Raw genomic sequence first — 20,911 nt, 5'->3', positions numbered from 1 at the left:
TTTATTGCGAAGCGCAGAGGCGCGCTCGTGGAAGAGCTTATTTATGAATCGTAAATAAGACGACGTCGTTCCAATCACGACTAGTTCATGCGCTTTTGATCTTTGGGCTGAGATTCTCTTTCGCCAAGCCGTCGTTCCTTTTTATTCGATGGCATCCGCCCAAGGAGTCTGCGTGACCAGGCAAGCCATTACCCTGATCGGCGGTGGATTGGTAGGCGCATTAGTTGCCCAGCTTTTAGCCAAACGTGGTTTTTCTGTCGAAGTTTTCGAAAAGCGCCCCGATCCGCGACGGATTGGTCACATTCGTGGACGCACGATCAATCTCGCCTTGGCCGAACGTGGTTTGCAGGCATTGCGAACAGCGGGGCTCGCGGAGCGCGCATTGCAGAAGTCGGTGATGATGCGTGGCCGGATGGTGCATCCGTTAGACGCAGACCCCGGACTGCAACGTTACGGCGTCGATGACAACGAAGTCATTTGGTCCATTTCGCGTAGTGGGTTGAACTCGCTTTTGATCGATGCCGCGGAAGCCGCTGGCGTCACGTTCCACTTTGGCCAATCGCTGGCCGCCGCCGATCTCGATTCGCAACGCATTGCGTTGACGGACGAACACGGCGTACGCCGTGAGCACAATGCATCCTTATTGATCGGCGCCGATGGCGCCGGTTCTGCATTGCGTGCCGCCATGAATGCGTATCAGCCGCTCGGCATTTGCGTCGAGCCGCTCGGGCATGGATATAAGGAATTGGAAATTCCGGCGATGGCCGGCAGCGAGCGCTTTGCGATCGAGCCGCATGCTTTGCATATCTGGCCACGCGCCAGTTATATGAGCATCGCCACGCCGAATATTTCGGGCAGCTTCAATGTCACGTTGTTTTTGCCACTGCATGGGCCGCATCCGAGTTTCGACACCTTGCCGGATGCGGCGGCAGCGAGCGCGTTCTTTCGGCAGGAGTTTCCGGATCTGTACCCGCAGATGCCGCGCTTTGCCGAGGACTACGACAGCCATCCGGTCGGCACCATCGCCACGCTTTATCTGGACAGTTGGCATATCGACGGCCGCGCCGTGTTGCTGGGCGATGCGGCGCACGCGATCGGTCCGTTCCATGGGCAGGGCATGAATTGCGGTTTTGAAGATGCCGTGGTGCTGACCGACCTGTTAGCGGCTTCCAAGCGCGATGCCGCCGATGCGTTCGAGGAATTTCAGCGCATACGCAAACCGAACTCGGACGCGATTGCGGCGATGACGCAGGAAAACTATATCGAAATGCGCGATTCGGTTGCCGATCCGCATTATCTGGCCAAGCTCGAACTCGGCAAGCAATTGGCTCGGCTCGCGCCACGATATTTTATGCCGCGCTATCGCTTGGTGACTTTCACGCTGCTGCCTTATGCCTATGCATACGAACGCGGTCGCGCGCAGGATCAGTTGCTGGAGCAATTGCTGCGCGATGCGCCCAATCCCCATGACGTGTCGCTCGACGCTGCCGTGGCCACGTTGAAAGCCACGCTGCCTCGGTTGCCGCCGCTTCGGTCCGTGGATGCGGCGGAAGTGGCTCTTCGTCCGACCACGCAAGAGCAAAAGTTACCCATGTCGCGCTTTGCTTATCCCGGACTGGCGTCCGCCGGTCAGGCGAGGGGCAACCAATGAAGATGCGTTTGCCTGCCTAGTCTGGCGAATGTGATGTATGGGATATGGTTTCTTATGGTCTGAAAATCAATTTGCACGACGGAATCAACGGCTGGTGCTTGCATGAATACATCTATTTTTGAGCAGTCGGAGTGCGAGCCGATCGTTATGTCGGAAACGCATCTCCATACCAGCCCCTATGCCGGGGCCGTCGATTTCTCTCCCTTGGATCGGCATATTGCGAATGGCGCATCGATTGATCCCATTTCGCTTGCCGATCTACTGCGCAATGCGTTTGTTTATCCGCCGCACACCATTTATCGCGACGTAAAGAATATTGCGACGGGTTTCGCGCTGCCGCAGGGTTTGAATGACGAGCCCAGGTTTCATTTTGCGCATCTGTCGACGTCGTCCGCGTCGCGGCCGGCTTCCAATGCGGTGAGCGATGAGGCGTTGCTCAACACCTACCACGAGCTTCTCGTTCGCGCGGTGCATCGATGCACCGCGGATATAAAGTCCCCGTGGTTATTGCAAAGCGGCGGTAAGGATTCCACGTCCTTGGCAATCGCCATCGCCGACGCGCGGCCGGATACGACATGTGTGACGTATCTCGGCGGCAAAGAAGAGAACGAGGTCGAATCGGCGCGTTTCGTGGCGAATCGGCTAGGTTTGCGTCATGAAGGGTTGGTCTGCGATCCGGGACGCGCTTACGACCGCTACCTGGCGATGGTCCCGCGCATACCGTTATTGACGGCGGATTTCGCCACTCTTTCTTGCGCGGACCTGGCCGCGGAGATCGGTGAACATCACGGCGACGGCATCATGGACGCCTTGGGCGTCGATCCGTATTTCGGTTCGCCGTTGGGTCTGAAGCAGCATTTGATCGGCTTTATGGCGCGAGACGCGCGGATTCCCGGTGCGCTGCTCAAAAAGCCTTTTATCAATCGCAGTTTCAAGCTTTGCTACGCGCTGGGCACGCTGCAAATGAATCCGTTCGAGCGCCACTTTCCGGGTTCGCGTTTCAGCGACGGAGAAGTGGACGAGCTATTCGGTTGGAACGTATCGAAGTGCTCGCGCAAGCGCATGGAAGCGTTTCACGACGACATGGAAGCTGCGGAGTCGGCGGAGGCCCTGCATCGCATGGTTCTGGTCGTACTTGAGGCAGCCGGATTCGCCAAGGGCATGTATACCGCCAAAGCGATGGGTTTGAAGCTTGCGTACCCCTATTGCGACGTGCCGTTCTGCGAATGGGTTTTCAACAGTTTGCCTAACGACCGCCTTATCGGGCCTGGCGGCGTCAATAAGGTGTTGATGCGCCGGTATATCGCGCAACGCTTCGACAAGCTGCCTTACGTGCAGAACAAAGGTTCATTCCGCTTCGACGTATTGGGCTTGGCCAAGCAACGCTACGAACAAGTCCACGCATTTGCGTTGCTGGCGCAAGGGCTTTTGCCTGGCGCATCGAAATGGCTCGAAGAACATCGTCATTGCCTGGACAACAAGTTCTTCGCGTCCAAGTTTTACTTGCTTGCGGTGACGCTGCCCTGGCTGCTCAGTCGCCTTCGCGGCCATGAAGGCGTGTCGTCGCTGACGACATAAGCCGACCAGCTCGTTTTCGCAAAAACTTTGAACTAGCCCGGTTCCATGGAATCGGGCTTTCATTTTGTCGCGGCTACATCGACTGACCCATCGTGCGCTTGACCCATCCAGTCGCGAACTGGGCTATAAGGCCTGGTCGCTTCATTTTTTCTACACGCTACCCAGGCACGAGAATGCACATGCTTCATACGAAAGGGGCCAAAAGTGTTGTGATCGCCATGGGCCTGGTCGCCTGCGGCCTTGCGCATGCGCAACAGCACAACACGTTGACGGCGCAAGAGAAGGCGCAGGGTTGGCAATTGCTTTTCGACGGTAAAGACCTGGGCGGTTGGCATTCCTATTTGGAAAAGACGCCAGGAAAGGATTGGAAAGTCAGCGACGGCGCGATTCTGTTGGAAAAGCGGCCGAACGATCCGGCGGCCGATTTTCAGGATCTTGTGACCGATGCCGAGTTTGCGAATTTCGACCTGAAACTCACGTGGAAGATGACTCCGTGCGCGGACAGCGGCGTGATGTTTTACGTGCATGAATCGCCTAAATACCAAAACACCTATGAAACCGGCCCGGAAATGCAGATCGCGGATCTGACGTGCACCAAGCCAGATAGCCGCGTGCTCTACGAGCGTTCGGGCGATCTGTTCGATCTGATTTCTTCCAATGTGGAATGGGTGAATGAAGCAGGGCAGTGGAATGCGTTCGAAATCATTGCCGACAAGGGCCATGTGCAGTTCTTTCAGAACGGACACAAGGTGATCGACACGCAATTGTGGACGGACGATTGGAAGCGCCTGGTTGCGCAGACCAAGTTCACGGCGTGGCCGGACTTCGCCACCTTCCGCGAAGGTCATATTTCCCTGCAGGGAACGGAAGACAAAGGCGAAACGCCGATTCGAATTTGGTTTCGCGATATCAAGATCAAGAAACTTTGAGCGCGTTGCACTGATTGCTTGGATAATTTGACGATCAACGACGGGGAAAGCAGTTGATGAATGCAAAAATATGGATGGCGTCTGCCGTGTTGGGTGTATTCGCGTGCGCAGCGGCCGTAGCGCAATCCTCGTCGAAAACCGGCGCGCAGCCTGTCGAAACCGTGGGCGTCGTGCACAATCCCTGCGCTGCATTACCGCCGGAGCCGGCAATCGTGCAGGCGTTCATGGCGCAGGTGGATCAAGCAAAAGCGCATCATCAATCGGAGCCGCAGGCAAGCGCCGAGGTAAACGCTGCGTCGAAGGCCTGGAACGACAAAAAAGCGCTGGAGGATTTCGGCAACCTGTGCCGCTACCGCGACGCCAACGCCGCACTCGCTCCGGCGACCTCGCATCGCGTGGTCTTTATGGGCGACTCGATTACCGAATTTTGGGGTGCTGGCGACCCGAAGCTTTTTACTAACGATGTTGTCAATCGCGGCATCAGCGGACAAACCACGTCGCAAATGGTGTTGCGCTTTCAGGCGGATGTGATCGATCTGCATCCGGCCATCGTGCATATTCTCGCCGGTACGAACGACATCGCGGGAAACACCGGTCCGACGTCGCTCGATGCGATCGAAAACAACATCGCGGCGATGGTGGATATGGCGCGCGCTCACCGTATTCGCGTCGTGCTCGCGGCGCTGACGCCGGTGGCGCGCTATCCGTGGCGACCGTCCGTGGATTCCATCCCAACGATCAAGGCGCTCAACGACTGGATCAAAACATACGCAGACAAAGAAGGGCTGACATACGTGGATTACTTCACGCCGCTTGATGACGGTCATCGCGGCTTCAAAGCGAAGCTTGCGAATGATGGCGTTCATCCTAATCCGGCCGGTTACGCCGTGATGAGCCGGCTCGCAAAAGCGGCGGTGGTTCAGGCGCAGTCCAAGACGCCGTAACGCCGTCGAAAAAGTCTAAACAAACGTGAAGACAACCCGCGGCGCTCGCGGGCACAAGATATGCATGTTCACTGCAAATGATGCAGTCGATCCGCAGGAACATAAATATGACAACGTCGCGTTTGGAGGACATCGCTCGGGAAGTGCTTTCATTCTCGCTATGGCTCGCCGCCGTGGTGTTGAACATGGCGTCCGTGCTGTGGCTGGGCTTTCAGGGCCTGAAATGGCTGCACGACGGGTATTGGACCAAGCAACCGCCGGTTATCGCCTGGATTCGCGATATGTGCCCGGGCGCGTGCTCCTTCGTGAACAACCCGCATTCCTGGTACGGCGCTGCGAAAGTCGCGCGCTTTCTTTCCGAAGTGCCCTCCGGCGTGGCCCTCGCATTGCTGGGCATCGCGCTCGGTGTGCTCAGTGTGTCAATTTCTGACCGTAGGCCGGTGGCGCCCAGCGTCACACGCGTACGCGCCAGGGCGTTCTGAGCGTCAATCGGCCGACGGGTCGAAACCTGTCGGCGTCATCGCCGCATTCTTTTACACTTGTCCGCCGACCCTCCATTTTCGGCAGGACAACACGCATGCAATCCGATCAGCAATTCGGCGAATACCGCGGTATCAAGTTCGAGCATGAGTACAACGGCGGCGCCGATTCCCGCAGCGGCGTCATTCAATTTCCGGATGATCCGTATCGCCATGTGGTCGCGGGCGGCGGCGCCGCGCATTGGGAAGAAGAAGCGAAACGTCTGATCGATCGCTACTTTCGTGAAATCGATGTGGAGCCGGACGACGACTCCGAAGCCTGATCGCCACGATGAGCTATGACCTATGGCATGGGTCAGGCAATCGGGCAATGTTTCCGTAGCATCATGCATCACCTTGCAACATCTCAGGTCTGACAATCCGTTGGGCGTGCACTCATTCGCGGAATGAGCGACGCGGCCGCCCATTTACCGCGATCCGAGGCAGATCATGGCGAATCGTTCTTTCGTAATGTCGGCATCACGTGTCGTTCCGTTCGTAGTGATGGGTTGCCTGGCGATGGCGATGTCGGTTGAAGCCGCCGACACGTTTCACGATGCGCCGAGTAGCGCATCGTCCGTGCCCAATCCGTATCACGGTCAAGCCGATGCGGTTCGCGCAGGTGGTCAGTTGTACGCGACGCGTTGCGCGAGTTGTCATGGCATTACGGGGCAGGGCAGCGGCAATATTCCCGATCTCGTGCACGGGCCTGCGCAACAGGCATCGGAAGGCGCGCTGTTCTGGTTTATCACCCAAGGTTCGGTGGCGAACGGCATGCCATCGTGGGCGAGTTTGCCGGAAAAGGATCGCTGGCAGATTGTTGCGTACGTCAAAGCGTTGCCGACTGTGAAGCCAGTCGCTGCTGCGCCTAGCGCCGGCATGCATTCGACGATCAACACACCGCCGCCGACGCCGCCCTTTACGGATTTCCGTTACGAAGCGCCGGGCAACGTACGCAAGATTACGCTCAACGATTTGCCGCCGCCGTATGCCACGCATTCCGCCAGTAATGGGCCGGAAATGACGTCGCGCCCCGAAGGCATGCTGCCGAAGGCGCCTGCGGGATTCAAAGTGAATCTCTACGCGGAAGGGCTCGACGAACCGCGCGTGATTCGCACGGCGCCGAATGGCGACATGTTTGTCGCCGAAAGCAGCGGCGGCCAGATTCGCATTTATCGCGGCATGACCGCCGATGGAAAGCCTCAACAGACTGCGGTGTTCGCCACGGGACTCGACCGGCCTTACGGCATTGCCTTTTATCCGTTGGGGCCGAATCCGCAATGGGTTTATATCGGCGACACCAATGCGGTGGTTCGATTCCCGTATCACGTCGGCGATTTGAAGGCGCAAGGACCCGCAGAACATATTGCCGATCTGCCGCACGGCGGCGGGCATTGGACGCGCGATCTTGCGTTTTCGCTCGACAATAAAACCTTATTTGTGGCGGTGGGTTCGGCTTCCAATGTCGATGATCCCGACACCACGCCCGGCGAGAAAAATCGCGCGAATATTCTCGCGTTCAATCCCGACGGTTCCAACCAACGCATCTATGCGTCGGGCATACGCAATCCGTCGGGCATTGCGGTTGATCCCGCGAACGGACAACTGTGGACCACCGTCAACGAGCGCGATGGCTTGGGCGACAATTTAGTGCCCGATTACATCACCTCCGTACGCGACGGCGGTTTTTACGGATGGCCGTGGTGGTATATGGGCGGCCATCAAGATCCGCGTCACGTTGGCAAGCATCCCGAGCTGAAAGATAAAGTGATTACGCCGGACGTAATTTTGCAGCCGCATAACGCTTCGCTGCAGATTACGTTTTACCAAGCCGATCATTTTCCCAAGGAATACGACGGCGATCTGTTCGCCGCCGAGCACGGTTCCTGGAACAAGGCGACGCGCGTGGGTTACGAGGTGATTCGTATTCCGCGTCATCACACCGGCAAAGCGAGCGGCGAATACGAGGACTTTCTAACCGGCTTCGTGTTGCCGGACGGACGCGCTTGGGGACGCCCGGTAAGCGTCGCCACGGCGCCGGATGGATCCTTGTTGGTCACCGATGACGGTTCCAATTCGATCTGGCGCGTGGATTACGTCGGGCACTAAGCGCGCCTTGGAAGCGCTGCGGCAAGCGAGCCGCAGCGCATCAGCGTAATATTCATTCCGTTGCCGCCGTCCATAACGGCTGCGTGGTGAGCATGTCGGCCGGGAGGCCAAGGTCATGTCACGGAAAGGATGGATCGTCCTGGGTGCCGTTTTAGGCGCAGCGTTGACGCTTGCATGGACGCGTTCAACCGCGCAGGCGCCCGTCAATGAAGCCTTTGTAGCGCGCATCGAACTTACCGGCCCGATTGGCCCGGCCGCTGCCGAATACGTGGACAACGCGATAAAGCGCGCGACCGACGATGGCGCGAAAGCCATCGTGTTGCAGTTGGATACGCCGGGCGGATTGTTGGAATCGATGCGCGACATCATCGCCGGCATTCTTGCGTCGAAGATTCCCGTATTGGGTTATGTCGCACCGAGCGGCGCACGCGCGGCATCGGCGGGTACGTACATTCTCTACGCGTGTCCCGTCGCCGCGATGGCGCCAGCTACGCATGTCGGTGCGGCTACACCAGTGACGATGGGTGGTACGACACCTATGCCGTCTCCGTTGGGCGGCGGTGCGCCTGCTTCCAGCAAGTCGAGCGACAAAGCGGTCGATCACGGTGCGGACGATGCAGAAACCAACAAAATCCTCAACGACGCCATCGCCACCATCCGGTCACTGGCGCAAATGCACGGACGCAATGCCGTCTGGGCGGAACAAGCCGTGCGCGGCGCGGCGACGTTGACGGCGAGCGAAGCGGTGCAGCAGCACGTCGTCGATTTTGTTGCGGTCGACACCGATGCTTTGCTCGCGCAAGCCGACGGTCGCAGCGTGCACGTGGACGGCGGTACGGTCACGCTCGCGTTGCGTGGACTTCGCGTTCGCGATTACCCGCCGGACGGACGCGCGCGCTTTCTCGGCATCATTACCAATCCGACCATCGCGTACGTGCTGCTGCTGGCGGGCATTTACGGTTTGATCCTGGAAGCGTTTCATCCGGGTTCGTTCTACCCGGGCGTCACGGGCGGTATTTGTCTGCTGATTGGTTTGTACGCGTTGCAATTGTTGCCAGTGAGTTATGCGGGATTGGCGCTGATGGCGCTGGGTGTCGCGCTATTGCTGGCGGAGGTTTTTATTCCGACCGCAGGCGTGCTGGGCATCGGCGGCGTGATCGCTTTTATGCTGGGTTCGATCATGCTCTTTCGCACCGGCGTACCGGGGTATGCGGTGAACCTTGGCGTGATCGCCGGCATCGGTTTTTGCGGCATCGTGATCTTGGCGATGTTGTTGCGACTGGTGATGCGCGCACGACGCGCGCGCGCCTTTAACGGCGACGATGAGATGCTGCAGGACACCGGCGAACTGCTGCAGGCGGTTGCGGCCGGCGGCGAAGGTTGGGCGCGGATCGGCGGCGAACGCTGGCGCGTGCAAAGCGCCATGGCGCTGCCTGCCGGCGCGCGTATTCAGGTGGTCGATCGTCAAGGATTGCTGTTGAAGGTATCGGCCATGCGTACAGGCGAAGGAGAGACTACATGATCGGTTTTGCGGGCGTTATCGTGATCTTCGTGATCGCGTTGCTGTCGTCGTCGATCAAGGTGTTGCCGGAATACCAGCGCGGCGTGGTGCTGACGCTTGGGCGTTACACAGGCACCAAAGGACCGGGGTTGGTCGTTTTGATTCCCATGGTGCAGCGGATGATTCGCGTGGATTTGCGCGTGACGGTGATGGACGTGCCGCCGCAGGATGTGATTTCGCACGACAACGTGTCGGTACGCGTCAACGCAGTGGTGTATTTCCGGGTGATGGAGCCGGATAAATCGGTATTGAAGGTGCAGGATTTTTACCAGGCCACCAGCCAACTGTCGCAAACGCGCTTGCGTTCGGTGCTTGGTCAGCACGAATTGGACGAAATTCTCTCGCAACGCGATTCCATCAATCACAGCCTGCAACAGATACTCGACGAAGCCACCGATCCGTGGGGCATCAAAATCACCAATGTCGAGATCAAGGATGTGGATCTCAACGAAACCATGGTGCGCGCCATTGCACGGCAAGCCGAGGCCGAACGCGAACGTCGCGCGAAAGTGATTCATGCCGACGGCGAGCTGCAAGCGTCGGAAAAACTGCGCGACGCGGCGGCCATGCTGGCGCAACAACCGCAAGCCTTGCAGCTACGTTATCTGCAAACGCTGGCGAGCATGTCCAACAGCGGGCAATCCAGCACGATCGTCTTTCCGTTGCCGCTGGATTTGCTCAAACCGTTGCTCGACAAGGGGTCATGACGCTTGTCAGGTGCGATGGATGACGCCGGAATCTGCCTTGAATTACATGGCAGGAGGATGATTTCTCTCGCACCACAGCGGTGCGGGAGGACATACGTCATGCAAGTCGCAAACAACGCACGTGGTTCGTTGGACAAATACATGCCATGGTTGCTAGGTCTGCTGACCGCTTGGCTGGCCGGCAAGATGTTGAAGCGTATGTTCTGGACGGCGTTCGGCATGTATTGGGCGATTCATGCGAGCGGAATGCATCTCTTTTAATCGCACTTAAGCAAAGAGGATTGTGCGATTGCGCTAGTGCGTTTATGTTGCGCGAGCTCAGAGACGGAGTTACGCGTGAAGCCTCGCACCCTCGACGAATGGTTGGATTATCAGCAACGCGTCCATGCCGTTGGCGTGGATTTGGGGTTGGACCGAGTGCGCGCCGTGTGGCAACGCATGGGCGCACCGGCCATCGCCAAACGGGTGATCACCGTCGGCGGCACCAACGGCAAAGGATCGACCGTCGCGTTCCTCGAATCCATGTTGGCGGCGGCGGGGCAGCGCGTGGGTTGCTACACCTCGCCGCATCTTATTCGCTACAACGAACGCATTCGCATCGCAGGCATCGACGCCGACGATGCGACCCTGGTCGACAGCTTCGAGCGCATCGAGTTGGCGCGCGCTGAAATTTCGCTGACGTATTTCGAGTTCGGTACGCTGGCGGCATTCGATTTGTTCGCACGCGCCGGTTTGGATGTGGCGGTGTTGGAGGTGGGCCTGGGTGGTCGCCTCGATGCCGTCAACATCATCGATGCGAATGCGACGATCATCACCAGCGTCGACCTGGATCATGTGGAATGGCTGGGACCGGATCGCGACAGCATTGGTCGCGAAAAAGCGGGCATCGCGCGTCGCGATCGACCGACCATCGTGGGCGAAACCGATCCGCCAAAAGGATTGTTGGACGCGCTGACAGCGCAGGGCGCGCATATCGAGCGCGCAGGGCGCGATTTTTACGTCGAGCGCGAGGCGCGCCGCTGGCGTTGGCATCATCGCGACGGGACCGTGCTTGATCTGCCCGCGCCGGAGTTGGCGGCGCCGGTGCAATATGCGAATGCATCCGCGGCGATTGCCGTCTTGCATGCGTTGCACGCGGTCAATGCAGTGGAATTGCAGCGCATCGCCGCGCTGGGCATGCAGTTTCCGCGGGCGCCGGCGCGCCTGCAGTCGCTGGGTGGCGATCCGTTGCTGATCGTCGATGTCGGCCATAACCCGCAGGCCGCGCGAGCACTGGCGGAATGGCTCGATGCGCAGCCTGGTGGTCGCGTTCATGCGGTCTATGGCGCGCTGTCGGATAAGGATGTCGGCGGCGTGATGACGGCGTTGGGGACACGCATCGCGCAGTGGCACTTGGCGAGTCTGGATGGCGATACGCCGCGCGGGCTTCCGGCTTCGGTGCTGGCCGGCGTGTTGCACCAGGTTTTGCCGCGCGCCAGCTACGACACGCACGATTCGGTGCATCAGGCGCTGGTCGCCGCGCGCACCACGGCACGGCGCGGAGAGAGGATTCTTGCGTTCGGTTCGTTTTTCGTGGCGGCGGCCGTCTTGACCGAAGCAGGCCGTTAAAGCCGACGATGGAACAGAACATCCCTGCGCCAGGGGCGGGTATAATCCGCCGGGTCACGCATAAGCTGTTTGTCTGGAGTCCATCTTGAACACACGCCTATTGGGAGCCGCCGTACTCGTTGCGCTGGCCATCCTGTTCGTGCCGATGTTCTTCTCAAGCAAGGTGCCGTCTACCTCGACCGATCAATCGGTAAGTCTGGCTATTCCCCCGGCGCCCGATCGCGATTTGCAAACCAAGACGGTCAGTCTTTCCGGCCAAGGCGCAGCCCCGGCATCCAGTGTGGCGCCTGCGACCACCTCGGCGCCCAGCGCGCAGGGTATGACGCCGGTAAACCTGACTAGTAGCGCGACGCAGCCGGCAGGCAACAGTTCTGCGGCGCCGGTCATTCCGACGCCAGAGCAGCCGGCGATTCCGGCCACGCCGCCCAGGTCCGTGGCGACCACGAGTCGTCCCGCCATCGCACCGCCGACGCAGCAACCCGCAGCGCCGGTGGTTCCAAGCACGCCGCCGGCCACGGCCGCGCAGGGTATCTATTCGGTCAATCTCAGCGCCTATGCGGCCCCGGGAGCCAACCGTCTGATGCAGAAGGTGCGCGCGCTGGGCTATCCGGTAAGCAGCGAGCCGATTCAACGCGCCGGCAAAACGCTGACATTGGTCAGCGCGGGACCGTTCGAAACGCGCGCACAGGCCGAGACCGCGCGGTTAAAGATTGCTCAGACCGTGCCTGGCATTCCAGCCCGTCTGGAAAGCGGCGCCAACACGCCGCAGGGCGATGCGCCGGCCCCGGCGGCAGGCGCTCCGGTCCGTGCTGGCGGTTGGGCCGTGCAGGTGGCGGCGATGGGTAGCCAATCCGATGCCGTGGCTTTGCGCGACAAGCTGCGCGCCAACGGCTTCGACGGTTTCGTTGACACGGTCAATGCCGGGGGCAAGCAGTTGTGGCGCGTTCGCGCCGGCCCGCAGACCCAGCGCAGCGATGCGGTGTCGCTGCGCGATCAGATCAAGGCCAAGCTGGGCCTGGACGGCAATGTCGTCAGCGCCAAATGAACAACGTTAACGGGCCGGACACGCCGCCATGAACGTGATCGACCTCATCATCATCGCGGTGCTGGCACTTTCGGTCCTTGTAGGTTTGTGGCGCGGCCTCATATCGGAGGTGCTGGCCCTGGTCACCTGGATCGCCGCCTTTTGGGTGGCGTGGACGTACGGTCCGGCGGTGTCGGCGCATTTCGAACATTCCATCGAGATGCCGGTATTGCGGATTTTGGTGGGCTACGGCCTATGTTTTATCGCCGTGCTGATCGTCGGCGCCCTGGCGCGATTTGCGCTGGGGACGTTGGTGGACAGCACGGGACTGGGCGGCACGGATCGCCTGCTTGGGATGATTTTCGGTTTCGCGCGCGGCGTGCTGCTCGTAACGCTGGCGGTGTTTCTAGGCAATTTGACGGCGTTGGCGCACGAGCCGATGTGGCAACAATCGACTTTGCTGCCGCAGTTCCAAAACATGGCGACGTGGTTGGAACACGACATGCCGCCGAGCGTCCGCGAGCATTTGCGTCCGGAGAATCTCTCCGCGCATCTGCCCACTGTGCTGCCAGGTCATACGCCTGCGCACAGCTCCACTTCTCCGGCTGCAGCTTCGAGCGCGGCCGATACAACGCATCACACTAACGGGTAGCAACACCATGTGCGGAATCATTGGCATAGTCGGTACCACCGAGGTGGCATCGGCGCTCTATGACGGCCTCACCGTCTTGCAGCATCGCGGGCAGGACGCCGCCGGCATCGCCACCGTGGACGGTGCGCGCTTGCGGCTGCACAAGGAAAACGGACTCGTGCGCGACGTCTTCAATCAGGCGTCGATGAGCCGGCTGCGCGGCCGCGTCGGCATCGGTCATTGCCGTTACCCGACGGCGGGTTCGGAAGGCTCCACCGAAGCGCAGCCGTTCTACGTGAACTCGCCGTATGGCATCGCTTTCGCGCACAACGGCAATCTGGTGAACACCGAAACGCTGCGGCGCGAGATGTTCGAAGACGATCGTCGCCACATCAACACCGATTCGGACTCCGAAGTGCTGCTCAACGTGCTCGCGCACGAGCTGCAGATTCAGGACCGCATGGCGTTGACGCCGGATCACATCTTTAAAGCCGTAGCAGGCATGCACGCGCGTGCGCGTGGCGGTTATGCGTGCCTCGCGCTGCTGCTGGGTTACGGCTTGCTGGGTTTCCGCGATCCGAACGGCATCCGTCCGCTGGTGCTGGGCGAGCGCGTCACGGCTGAAGGGCGCGAATACGCGCTGGCGTCCGAATCGGTCGCGCTGGACGTGCTGGGCTTCAAGCGTCTGCGCGATGTGGCGCCGGGCGAAGCGGTGTTCATCACCAACGACGGCCAGCTGCATTCCCGCATGTGCGCGGATGGCGCGACGCATGCGCCGTGCATTTTCGAATACGTGTATCTGGCGCGTCCTGATTCGATGATCGAGAACGTGTCCGTGTACAAAGCGCGTTTGCGCATGGGCCAAAAACTCGCCGAGAAGATTTTGCGCGAGCGTCCGGATCATGGCATCGATGCGGTGATTCCGATTCCCGACACCGCGCGCACCGCGGCCAGCGCGTTGGCCGAAATGCTGGGCGTGCCGTTCCGCGAAGGCTTTGTAAAGAATCGCTATATCGGCCGCACCTTCATCATGCCGGGGCAGGGCGAGCGCGTGAAATCCGTGCGCCGCAAACTCAATCCGGTGGAGCTGGAATTCCGCAAAAAGAACGTGCTGCTGGTGGACGACTCCATCGTGCGCGGCACGACTTCGCGTCAGATCATTCAGATGGCGCGCGATGCGGGCGCCAAGAACGTGTACTTCGCCTCGGCCGCGCCGCCGGTGCGTTATCCGAACGTCTACGGCATCGATATGCCTGCGGCATCCGAACTGGTGGCTGCGGGCCACACCGTTCCCGAAGTGGAAAAGATGCTCGGCGCCGATTGGTTGATCTACCAGGATCTGCAAGATCTGATCTGGGCCGTGCAGGACGGCAACGAAAGCTTGAAGCACTTCGATACCTCGTGCTTCTCCGGCGAATACATCACCGGTCTGGATCAGCAATATCTGCAGCAGATCGAAATGCTGCGTTCGGACGACGCCAAGGCTGCACGCCGCAGCGCGTGACGGCAGCGATCCTTCTCTCGAAAGGGGGAAGGATCGAACACACATGTCCGATCTCCACGCCGCCGCCAAGCAGTGTCTCGACGCAACCGATCCGGCGGAAAAACTTCGCCTTACGCAGGCGGCGTGGCAAGCGTTGATATCCGGCGCGTTGCGCGCCGATGCGGCATCGCCGCCGCCTGAACCCATTACTGCGCCCGGACGACCATTGCGTCCGGCGCTGGTTCCGCAACGTCAGGTTCCACATCGCGGTTTAGGCACGCCCGAAGGGCGCGCCGCGCTTGTGCACGCGGTGGCGCATATCGAATTCAACGCCATCAATCTGGCGTGGGATGCGGTGTATCGCTTTCGCGGCATGCCCGACGACTATTACCGCGATTGGGCGAGTTGCGCGCACGACGAAGCGCGTCATTTCGCGCTGTTGTCAGAGCGGCTCACGCAATTGGGTTATGCCTACGGCGACTTCGACGCGCACAACGGTTTGTGGGAAATGGCCGAGAAAACCGCGCACCACGATACCGCCCGCATGGCCTTGGTGCCGCGTGTCTTGGAAGCGCGCGGCCTCGACGTCACGCCCGGCATGATCGAGCGCCTGCGCGGCGTCGGCGATGAAAGCACGATAGCGATACTGGAAGTGATCCTGCGCGAAGAAGTCGCGCATGTCGCCGCCGGCACGCGCTGGTTTCAGTGGTGCTGCGAGCGCGATGGCCTGGACCCGCGCGAAACGTTTCTGGATTTCGTGCGCGATTACATGGGGCGCAATTTGCGCGGCCCCTTCAATCGGCCTGCGCGCTTGCGCGCAGGCTTCGACGATGTCGAACTCGATCGACTGACGGCGTTGGCCCTGGCGCCTTAAGGCTTGCGGAACTTGTAAATAAACTTGTCCGTCTTGCCTTTGATGGCCTTGTCGAAGATCGCAAGCTTGTGATCGTCCGACGCATTGCGCAGCACATCGCTTTCGCCTGCGAATTCAAAGCCTGCCGCGGTGACTTCGGTCTTTACCGTTGCCGGATCGATTCGATGCAACGTATTCGTCTGCGACGCACCCGTTCCTGCTGCGGCAGCGTGGTCGAGAACGACATAAAGGCCGCCAGGCTTGATCGCGTTGTAGATCGCCTTGTTGACCTTCGCCATATCTGGCGATCCCATCATGGGGTTGTGCAAGTCGTGATAGTTCTGCGACGTCCAGATTATGTCTACGTCTTTGGGCAACTGCATGGAAGCGATGGGCTGAACCAGAATCACGACATTGGCGTAGTCCTTAGTGCCGGCAAAACTGCGCACGGCTTTCAAACGTTGCGGTACGACTTTGTCCATCTCCGTGGGTTGCAGCGCATACACCACGCCTTTGGGACCGACGATCTTGCTGAAGATGCGCGTGTAGTAGCCCGAGCCCGGCATAAGGTCCACCACTTTGTCGCCGGGTTTGATGCCGGAAAACGCCATGACTTCGGCGGGCTTGCGATTGGCGTCTTGCGCTTTTTCATCGGCGGGACGCGCGGAATCCGCGACCGCAGCAGTGATATAGGCAGGCACGTCTTGCGCGGCGACGTTCACCGGCGACGCGGCGAGCATCGTGCATGTCAAAGCGGCGAGGAGCAAAGCTTGGGTCTTCATCGATGGTTCTCCCATGGGGGAAACGGTGACCATCTACCTCAATACACGTAGTTGATGGCGATGGCGGGCGTTACGGTGCCGACAGCGTTGTGCCCACCAAAGATAATACGCGTGCCAAGCAATACGCCGATAGCCGGGGTCCAGCTGTATTCGATCGCCGGCGCAACGCCGAACGACGAGCTGGTGCCGGAATTCACGTGAATGTTTTGCGGAAACGGCAGATTGATCGGATCGACAAAATCCAGGCCTGTGACGCGCGTATTGCCGTTGTGGTTATAGACGAGGTCGGTTGCCAGCACCCATCGCTCGGTAAGGCTGTATTCGAAGGCGAGATCGGCTTCGAATTCGTTGCCAGGCTGGACATTACCGCGGAATGCGTTGTCCGTGCCGTACACGCTTACGCCTTTGACATGCGCATGTTGCGAAAAGGATTCGGACACGTCGAAGCGTGTGCGAAGAATGCGGCCGTTCGGCAACCAGAAATACATCTGCGAGTTGACGGCGACCGTCGTGCTGTATGCGCCGCTGCCCAAGCCATCGCTGGGTCGGTTACCAAGTTGATCGTATTTGCCCGTGGGCAGCGTTTCTTGCAATTGAATCGCCGTGGTCGGCATCCAGCTGCCTGGCTGAAACTCGGTAAGCCGATATTGCGCTTGCACGGTGATATCGCCGACGCCGACGCCGGAACTGTTCGGGCCGTTGCTGACTTTGTTGTAACCGAAAACGGGGATCACACCCACGGACAGTCGATTGACGAGTCCGTAAAGAATGTACGTGCGCGAGCCGAAGCTGTCGTTGTGCGGGCTGCGGATATCGTAGAGGTAGGGTTCGAACAGAAAATGTCCGGGCGGCAACGTTTCGGCGGAATTGGCGAGCATCGGGCCGGTCCACCACGCATCGCTCATCGGCTGTTGCGTGGAAGGAGCGGGCGGCAGCGCCGGCTCTGATTGCGCGTATACGGGGAGTGGCTGAGTCAGGCAGCCAAATACGCACAATAGGGAGAAGAGACCGGCGCGCCGCCTCGCATTCATGAATCCGTCCGTATCCGATGAGCCACAACATGTCGCAAGCGTCGGCGATGCGCAGGATTTGCGCTTCCCGAAAATTGCGCAGGAGCATGGTTGGGCGTTGTTCCCATGTGCAGAGGGTTGCCGCGAAGCGAGTTTGGCCAGAGCGATGTCATAAACGTTGCCTCCTGGCGGTTTGGCCGCGTGGGGCGTAAATTAAGCCCGCGAGTGGTTTGCAGAAATAACCACTTTGTCACACTTAGATATGACCACTTTGGGGCATGGCATGAAGCGATTACCCGCGGGCTTTCTACCCTCCGTCGCGCTCGATACCGGCAGCGATGTGCCGATGTACGACCAGTTATCCGAGTGGTTTCGTCGCGCCATCATCGACGGGCGATTGCGTCCCGGTCAGCGCGTGCCTTCAACACGCAGTTTGGCGAAAGAGCTCGATATCTCGCGCATTCCGGTGCTGAGCGCTTACGAGCAATTGTTTGCCGAAGGCTATTTGGAAACCTTCATCGGCGCCGGTACGTGTGTGGCGCGGGCGATTCCCGACGAAGTGCTTAAACCGGCGAACGCAGCGGAATACGCGTCGCCCAAACATGCTTCGCAAAGCGCGCCACGAAAAGTGGCGCAACGCGTCGACGGCTTGCGCACGCCGCCGCAAACATGGGCTAACAACCAGGGCGCGTTTCGCGTGGGATTGCCGGCGATCGATCATTTTCCGATCACGTCATGGTCCAAATTTATCAACCGGCACGCACGCAGGCCGCCGATCGAACAAATGGTGTACGGCGATCCGATGGGACATCTCCCGTTGCGCGAAGCCATCGCCGAATATCTCGGCACCGTGCGCACCGTGCGCTGCGATGCGTCGCAGATTCTGATCACCACCGGTTCGCAGCAAGGTTTGCAAATTTGCGCGCATGCATTGGTCGAGCCGAACGATCCGGTATGGATGGAAGACCCGGGCTATCCCGGCGTGCGGCAGGCTTTTCGCACGGTCGGCGCGGATATCGTTCCCGTTCCCGTCGACGAAGAAGGTTTGAATGTCGACGAAGGCATCCGTCGAAACAGTCACGCGCGCGCTGTCTATATTTCGCCCTCGCATCAATTTCCGCTGGGCATGACCATGAGCGCCGCACGGCGCTTGCAACTGTTGAACTGGGCGGCGCGTACCGGCGCGTGGATCATCGAAGACGACTACGACAGCGAATATCGTTTCGGCGGTCGTCCCCTGGCATCGCTGCAAGGCATGGATACCGACGATCGCGTGATCTACGTTGGCACGTTCAGCAAAGTGATGTTTCCCGCCTTGCGCGTGGGATATATCGTCGTTCCGAAAGACCTCGTTCCCGCATTCGCCGCGGTCCGCGATGCATTCGATACGTTCTCGTCCACGCTGTATCAGGCCGCGCTCGCCGACTTTATTCGCGAAGGTCAATTCGCGCGCCATATCCGCCGCATGCGCATGCTTTATCTCGAACGACGTACGGCGTTGCTGGAAGCGATCGATCAATACGCGGACAACCGTCTCGAAGTGGTCGGCACGCACGCTGGCATGCAGCTCGCCGCGCTGCTGCCGCCGGGCGTGGACGACGTAGCGCTGTCGATCAAGGTCGCGAAGAAAGGCGTTTCCGCGCGGCCGCTATCCCTCTGCTACGCGGAGCCACCGAAGCGGGGCGGGGTGATTCTGGGCTACTCCGGCGCGAACGTTCACGAGATTCGCGAGGGCACGCGCAAGCTCGTGGCCTGTCTATAACGCGCTCAATGCCGATTTGGGCCAACAAAAAAGCCGGCGCAAGGCCGGCTTTCTCTAAAAACATTGGTCGGGGTGACATGATTCGAACATGCGACTTCTACGTCCCGAACGTAGCGCTCTACCAGGCTGAGCTACACCCCGTGGGAGCCGCGCATTTTAACGGGCCCGAATGACCTTGGCAACAGGTGCAGTGGCAGGCCGGTGGAAATCGTGATGGCCGGAAAGCTAAGCAGGCGGATGCATCTGTTAATCTAATGGGCTGCCGTTACGCGGCTTTTTCCATCGTTAGCGGAGGATTCCATGGCGCTTACCCAGGCCCGCACCATGCCCGGCGTGCTCGAGCTGTTGCCGCTCGACCAGATTGCCTTTCAACGCATGCTCGACGTGATCCGTCGCAATTACGAGCGCTTCGGTTTCCTGCCGGTGGAAACGCCGGTGATGGAGTACTCGGACGTGCTGCTGACCAAGACCGGCGGCGAGACGGAACGGCAAGTGTATTTCGTGCAATCCACCGGCGCGCTGGAGCAAGGGGAGAAGCCCGAGCTGGCCCTGCGCTTCGACCTCACCGTGCCGCTCGCCCGTTACGTGGCCGAGCACGAGCACGATCTGAGCTTCCCGTTTCGCCGTTACCAGATGCAGCGCGTCTACCGCGGCGAGCGCGCGCAACGCGGTCGCTTCCGCGAGTTCTACCAGTGCGACATCGATGTGATCGGCAAGGACAGCCTGTCGGTGCGCTACGACGCCGAGCTACCCGCCGTGATCTACAGCGTGTTTCGCGAGCTGAACATCGGCGCGTTCACCATTCAATTGAACAACCGGAAACTGATGCGCGGTTTTTTCGAAAGCCTGGGCGTCGCCGATCCGGAGCAACAGACGCTGGTGCTGCGCGAGGTGGACAAGCTGGATAAGCGTGGCGCCGACTATGTGCGTGACACGCTCACAGGCGCAGCGTTCGGCCTTAGTGCGGACGTGGCGCAAAAGATTCTCGACTTCGTGCAGGTGCGTTCTACGTCGCTGCAGGACGCGCTCGCCAAGCTCGACGCCCTTGGCGCTGGTCCGGAAATCATGGAGCAGGGCCGCGCCGAGCTGAAAGAAGTGCTGGGCCTGATCCACGATTTCGGCGTCCCGGAAACGCACTACGCGCTCAATCTGTCGATCGCGCGCGGCCTGGACTACTACACCGGCACCGTCTACGAAACCACGCTCAACGATCATCCGCAGATCGGCTCGATCTGTTCCGGCGGTCGTTACGAAAACCTGGCGGGCCAGTACACCAAGTCCCATCTGCCTGGCGTGGGCATTTCTATCGGTTTGACGCGCTTGTATTGGCAGCTGCGTGACGCGGGTTTGATCAATACCGCGCACAGCACGGTGGACGTGCTTGTCACGCAGATGGACGCCGCACAGATGCCGGCCTATCTCACGCTGGCGAGCGAGCTGCGTTCGGCCGGCATCGCCACCGAAGTAGTGCTGGAAGGCGGCAAGCTGGGCAAGCAATTCAAGTACGCCGACCGCGCCGGCATTCGCTTTGTGATCGTGCTGGGCGAAGACGAATTGGCGAAGGGCGTGGTCACTGTGAAAGATCTGCGTCGCGAAGATCAATTCGAAGTCGCGCGCACCGAGTTGATCAAAACGCTGCGCGTCGAGCTGGCGCAAGCAGAAGTAGGCGGCTAAGCCGCGAACGCACAAAACACCACGCACGGTTGTTTCCCCGCATCCGTGCGAACGACAACACGACTTGCCCATTCGGGCGCGGAGCAT

At 59.9% G+C, this 20,911-nt stretch carries 19 protein-coding genes and 1 tRNA gene; 17 read left to right on the top strand and 3 right to left on the bottom strand.

Going from position 1 to position 20,911, the window contains the following annotated elements:
* Positions 1–172 precede the first annotated feature (172 nt).
* The 15 genes from L0U79_RS13690 (at position 173) to L0U79_RS13620 (ending at position 15,617) form a co-directional block, all read left to right on the top strand.
* Positions 173–1,651: an NAD(P)/FAD-dependent oxidoreductase gene (locus L0U79_RS13690; RefSeq protein WP_233842824.1), complete on the top strand. Its 1,479-nt coding sequence runs from the start codon at positions 173–175 to the stop codon at positions 1,649–1,651.
* Between the two features lie 102 nt (positions 1,652–1,753).
* On the top strand, positions 1,754–3,229 hold the full coding sequence (locus tag L0U79_RS13685; RefSeq protein ID WP_233842823.1) for an asparagine synthase-related protein: 1,476 nt from the start codon (positions 1,754–1,756) through the stop codon (positions 3,227–3,229).
* A gap of 179 nt (positions 3,230–3,408) precedes the next feature.
* Entirely contained in the window at positions 3,409–4,158 is a 750-nt protein-coding gene (locus L0U79_RS13680; RefSeq protein ID WP_233842822.1) for a DUF1080 domain-containing protein, read from the top strand.
* Positions 4,159–4,214: 56 nt separating this feature from the next.
* A complete protein-coding gene (locus tag L0U79_RS13675) occupies positions 4,215–5,102 on the top strand; it encodes an SGNH/GDSL hydrolase family protein (RefSeq protein WP_233842821.1) in 888 nt (295 codons plus the stop codon).
* A gap of 107 nt (positions 5,103–5,209) precedes the next feature.
* Complete coding sequence (locus L0U79_RS13670) at positions 5,210–5,584, top strand: hypothetical protein (RefSeq protein WP_233842820.1); 375 nt, start codon at positions 5,210–5,212, stop codon at positions 5,582–5,584.
* A gap of 95 nt (positions 5,585–5,679) precedes the next feature.
* A complete protein-coding gene (locus L0U79_RS13665; RefSeq protein WP_233842819.1) occupies positions 5,680–5,904 on the top strand; it encodes a hypothetical protein in 225 nt (74 codons plus the stop codon).
* Positions 5,905–6,070: 166 nt separating this feature from the next.
* Complete coding sequence (locus L0U79_RS13660) at positions 6,071–7,729, top strand: PQQ-dependent sugar dehydrogenase (protein WP_233842818.1); 1,659 nt, start codon at positions 6,071–6,073, stop codon at positions 7,727–7,729.
* A gap of 115 nt (positions 7,730–7,844) precedes the next feature.
* The gene (locus tag L0U79_RS13655) at positions 7,845–9,251 is read left to right on the top strand and encodes a nodulation protein NfeD (RefSeq protein WP_233842817.1); all 1,407 of its coding nucleotides are present in this window, start codon (positions 7,845–7,847) and stop codon (positions 9,249–9,251) included.
* Positions 9,248–9,997, top strand: coding sequence for a slipin family protein (locus L0U79_RS13650; RefSeq protein ID WP_233842816.1), 750 nt, complete (start codon positions 9,248–9,250; stop codon positions 9,995–9,997). Before L0U79_RS13655 ends, L0U79_RS13650 begins: the two co-directional genes overlap by 4 nt.
* Positions 9,998–10,096: 99 nt before the next feature.
* Complete coding sequence (locus tag L0U79_RS13645; RefSeq protein ID WP_233842815.1) at positions 10,097–10,258, top strand: hypothetical protein; 162 nt, start codon at positions 10,097–10,099, stop codon at positions 10,256–10,258.
* A gap of 75 nt (positions 10,259–10,333) precedes the next feature.
* Positions 10,334–11,605 carry a bifunctional tetrahydrofolate synthase/dihydrofolate synthase gene (gene folC / locus L0U79_RS13640; RefSeq protein WP_233842814.1) on the top strand — a complete coding sequence of 424 codons (1,272 nt, stop codon included), beginning with the start codon at positions 10,334–10,336 and terminating at the stop codon, positions 11,603–11,605.
* Positions 11,606–11,690: 85 nt separating this feature from the next.
* Positions 11,691–12,650 carry an SPOR domain-containing protein gene (locus L0U79_RS13635; protein ID WP_233842813.1) on the top strand — a complete coding sequence of 320 codons (960 nt, stop codon included), beginning with the start codon at positions 11,691–11,693 and terminating at the stop codon, positions 12,648–12,650.
* Between the two features lie 28 nt (positions 12,651–12,678).
* Complete coding sequence (locus L0U79_RS13630; RefSeq protein ID WP_233842812.1) at positions 12,679–13,281, top strand: CvpA family protein; 603 nt, start codon at positions 12,679–12,681, stop codon at positions 13,279–13,281.
* A 7-nt stretch (positions 13,282–13,288) separates the two neighbouring features.
* The gene (gene purF / locus L0U79_RS13625) at positions 13,289–14,764 is read left to right on the top strand and encodes an amidophosphoribosyltransferase (RefSeq protein ID WP_233842811.1); all 1,476 of its coding nucleotides are present in this window, start codon (positions 13,289–13,291) and stop codon (positions 14,762–14,764) included.
* A gap of 43 nt (positions 14,765–14,807) precedes the next feature.
* Positions 14,808–15,617, top strand: coding sequence for a ferritin-like domain-containing protein (locus L0U79_RS13620; protein ID WP_233842810.1), 810 nt, complete (start codon positions 14,808–14,810; stop codon positions 15,615–15,617).
* Here L0U79_RS13620 and L0U79_RS13615 read toward each other — a convergent pair.
* Both L0U79_RS13615 and L0U79_RS13610 read right to left on the bottom strand, forming a co-directional pair.
* Positions 15,614–16,378 carry a class I SAM-dependent methyltransferase gene (locus L0U79_RS13615; protein WP_233842809.1) on the bottom strand — a complete coding sequence of 255 codons (765 nt, stop codon included), beginning with the start codon at positions 16,376–16,378 and terminating at the stop codon, positions 15,614–15,616. The genes L0U79_RS13620 and L0U79_RS13615 overlap by 4 nt on opposite strands.
* A 38-nt stretch (positions 16,379–16,416) precedes the next feature.
* Positions 16,417–17,283, bottom strand: a complete 867-nt coding sequence (locus tag L0U79_RS13610; protein ID WP_233842808.1) for a transporter — start codon at positions 17,281–17,283, stop codon at positions 16,417–16,419.
* Positions 17,284–17,671: 388 nt separating this feature from the next.
* Here L0U79_RS13610 and L0U79_RS13605 point away from each other — a divergent pair, with 388 nt between their 5' ends.
* Positions 17,672–19,150, top strand: a complete 1,479-nt coding sequence (locus tag L0U79_RS13605) for a PLP-dependent aminotransferase family protein (RefSeq protein ID WP_233842807.1) — start codon at positions 17,672–17,674, stop codon at positions 19,148–19,150.
* Positions 19,151–19,214: 64 nt separating this feature from the next.
* Here L0U79_RS13605 and L0U79_RS13600 read toward each other — a convergent pair.
* Positions 19,215–19,291, bottom strand: a tRNA-Pro gene (locus L0U79_RS13600).
* A 159-nt stretch (positions 19,292–19,450) separates the two neighbouring features.
* Between L0U79_RS13600 and hisS the strand changes: the two genes are divergently transcribed.
* Entirely contained in the window at positions 19,451–20,824 is a 1,374-nt protein-coding gene (gene hisS / locus L0U79_RS13595) for a histidine--tRNA ligase (RefSeq protein WP_233842806.1), read from the top strand.
* The last annotated feature ends 87 nt before the right edge of the window (positions 20,825–20,911 follow it).

This window comes from Dyella sp. 2HG41-7, from assembly GCF_021390675.1.
Taxonomy (GTDB): domain Bacteria; phylum Pseudomonadota; class Gammaproteobacteria; order Xanthomonadales; family Rhodanobacteraceae; genus Dyella_B.
The sequence above is the reverse complement of the archived record's forward strand: the minus strand, read 5'-3'. Positions and strand labels throughout refer to the sequence as shown.

Bases quoted from the DNA above. Each gene is read 5' to 3' on its own strand.
- L0U79_RS13685 (WP_233842823.1), top strand. From the start codon at position 1,754: ATGAATACATCTATTTTTGAGCAGTCGGAGTGCGAGCCGATCGTTATG.
- L0U79_RS13680 (WP_233842822.1), top strand. From the start codon at position 3,409: ATGCTTCATACGAAAGGGGCCAAAAGTGTTGTGATCGCCATGGGCCTG.
- L0U79_RS13675 (WP_233842821.1), top strand. From the start codon at position 4,215: ATGAATGCAAAAATATGGATGGCGTCTGCCGTGTTGGGTGTATTCGCG.
- L0U79_RS13670 (WP_233842820.1), top strand. From the start codon at position 5,210: ATGACAACGTCGCGTTTGGAGGACATCGCTCGGGAAGTGCTTTCATTC.
- L0U79_RS13665 (WP_233842819.1), top strand. From the start codon at position 5,680: ATGCAATCCGATCAGCAATTCGGCGAATACCGCGGTATCAAGTTCGAG.
- L0U79_RS13660 (WP_233842818.1), top strand. From the start codon at position 6,071: ATGGCGAATCGTTCTTTCGTAATGTCGGCATCACGTGTCGTTCCGTTC.
- L0U79_RS13655 (WP_233842817.1), top strand. From the start codon at position 7,845: ATGTCACGGAAAGGATGGATCGTCCTGGGTGCCGTTTTAGGCGCAGCG.
- L0U79_RS13650 (WP_233842816.1), top strand. From the start codon at position 9,248: ATGATCGGTTTTGCGGGCGTTATCGTGATCTTCGTGATCGCGTTGCTG.
- L0U79_RS13645 (WP_233842815.1), top strand. From the start codon at position 10,097: ATGCAAGTCGCAAACAACGCACGTGGTTCGTTGGACAAATACATGCCA.
- L0U79_RS13630 (WP_233842812.1), top strand. From the start codon at position 12,679: ATGAACGTGATCGACCTCATCATCATCGCGGTGCTGGCACTTTCGGTC.
- purF (WP_233842811.1), top strand. From the start codon at position 13,289: ATGTGCGGAATCATTGGCATAGTCGGTACCACCGAGGTGGCATCGGCG.
- L0U79_RS13620 (WP_233842810.1), top strand. From the start codon at position 14,808: ATGTCCGATCTCCACGCCGCCGCCAAGCAGTGTCTCGACGCAACCGAT.
- L0U79_RS13615 (WP_233842809.1), bottom strand. From the start codon at position 16,378: ATGAAGACCCAAGCTTTGCTCCTCGCCGCTTTGACATGCACGATGCTC.
- L0U79_RS13610 (WP_233842808.1), bottom strand. From the start codon at position 17,283: ATGAGCGATGCGTGGTGGACCGGCCCGATGCTCGCCAATTCCGCCGAA.
- L0U79_RS13605 (WP_233842807.1), top strand. From the start codon at position 17,672: ATGAAGCGATTACCCGCGGGCTTTCTACCCTCCGTCGCGCTCGATACC.
- hisS (WP_233842806.1), top strand. From the start codon at position 19,451: ATGGCGCTTACCCAGGCCCGCACCATGCCCGGCGTGCTCGAGCTGTTG.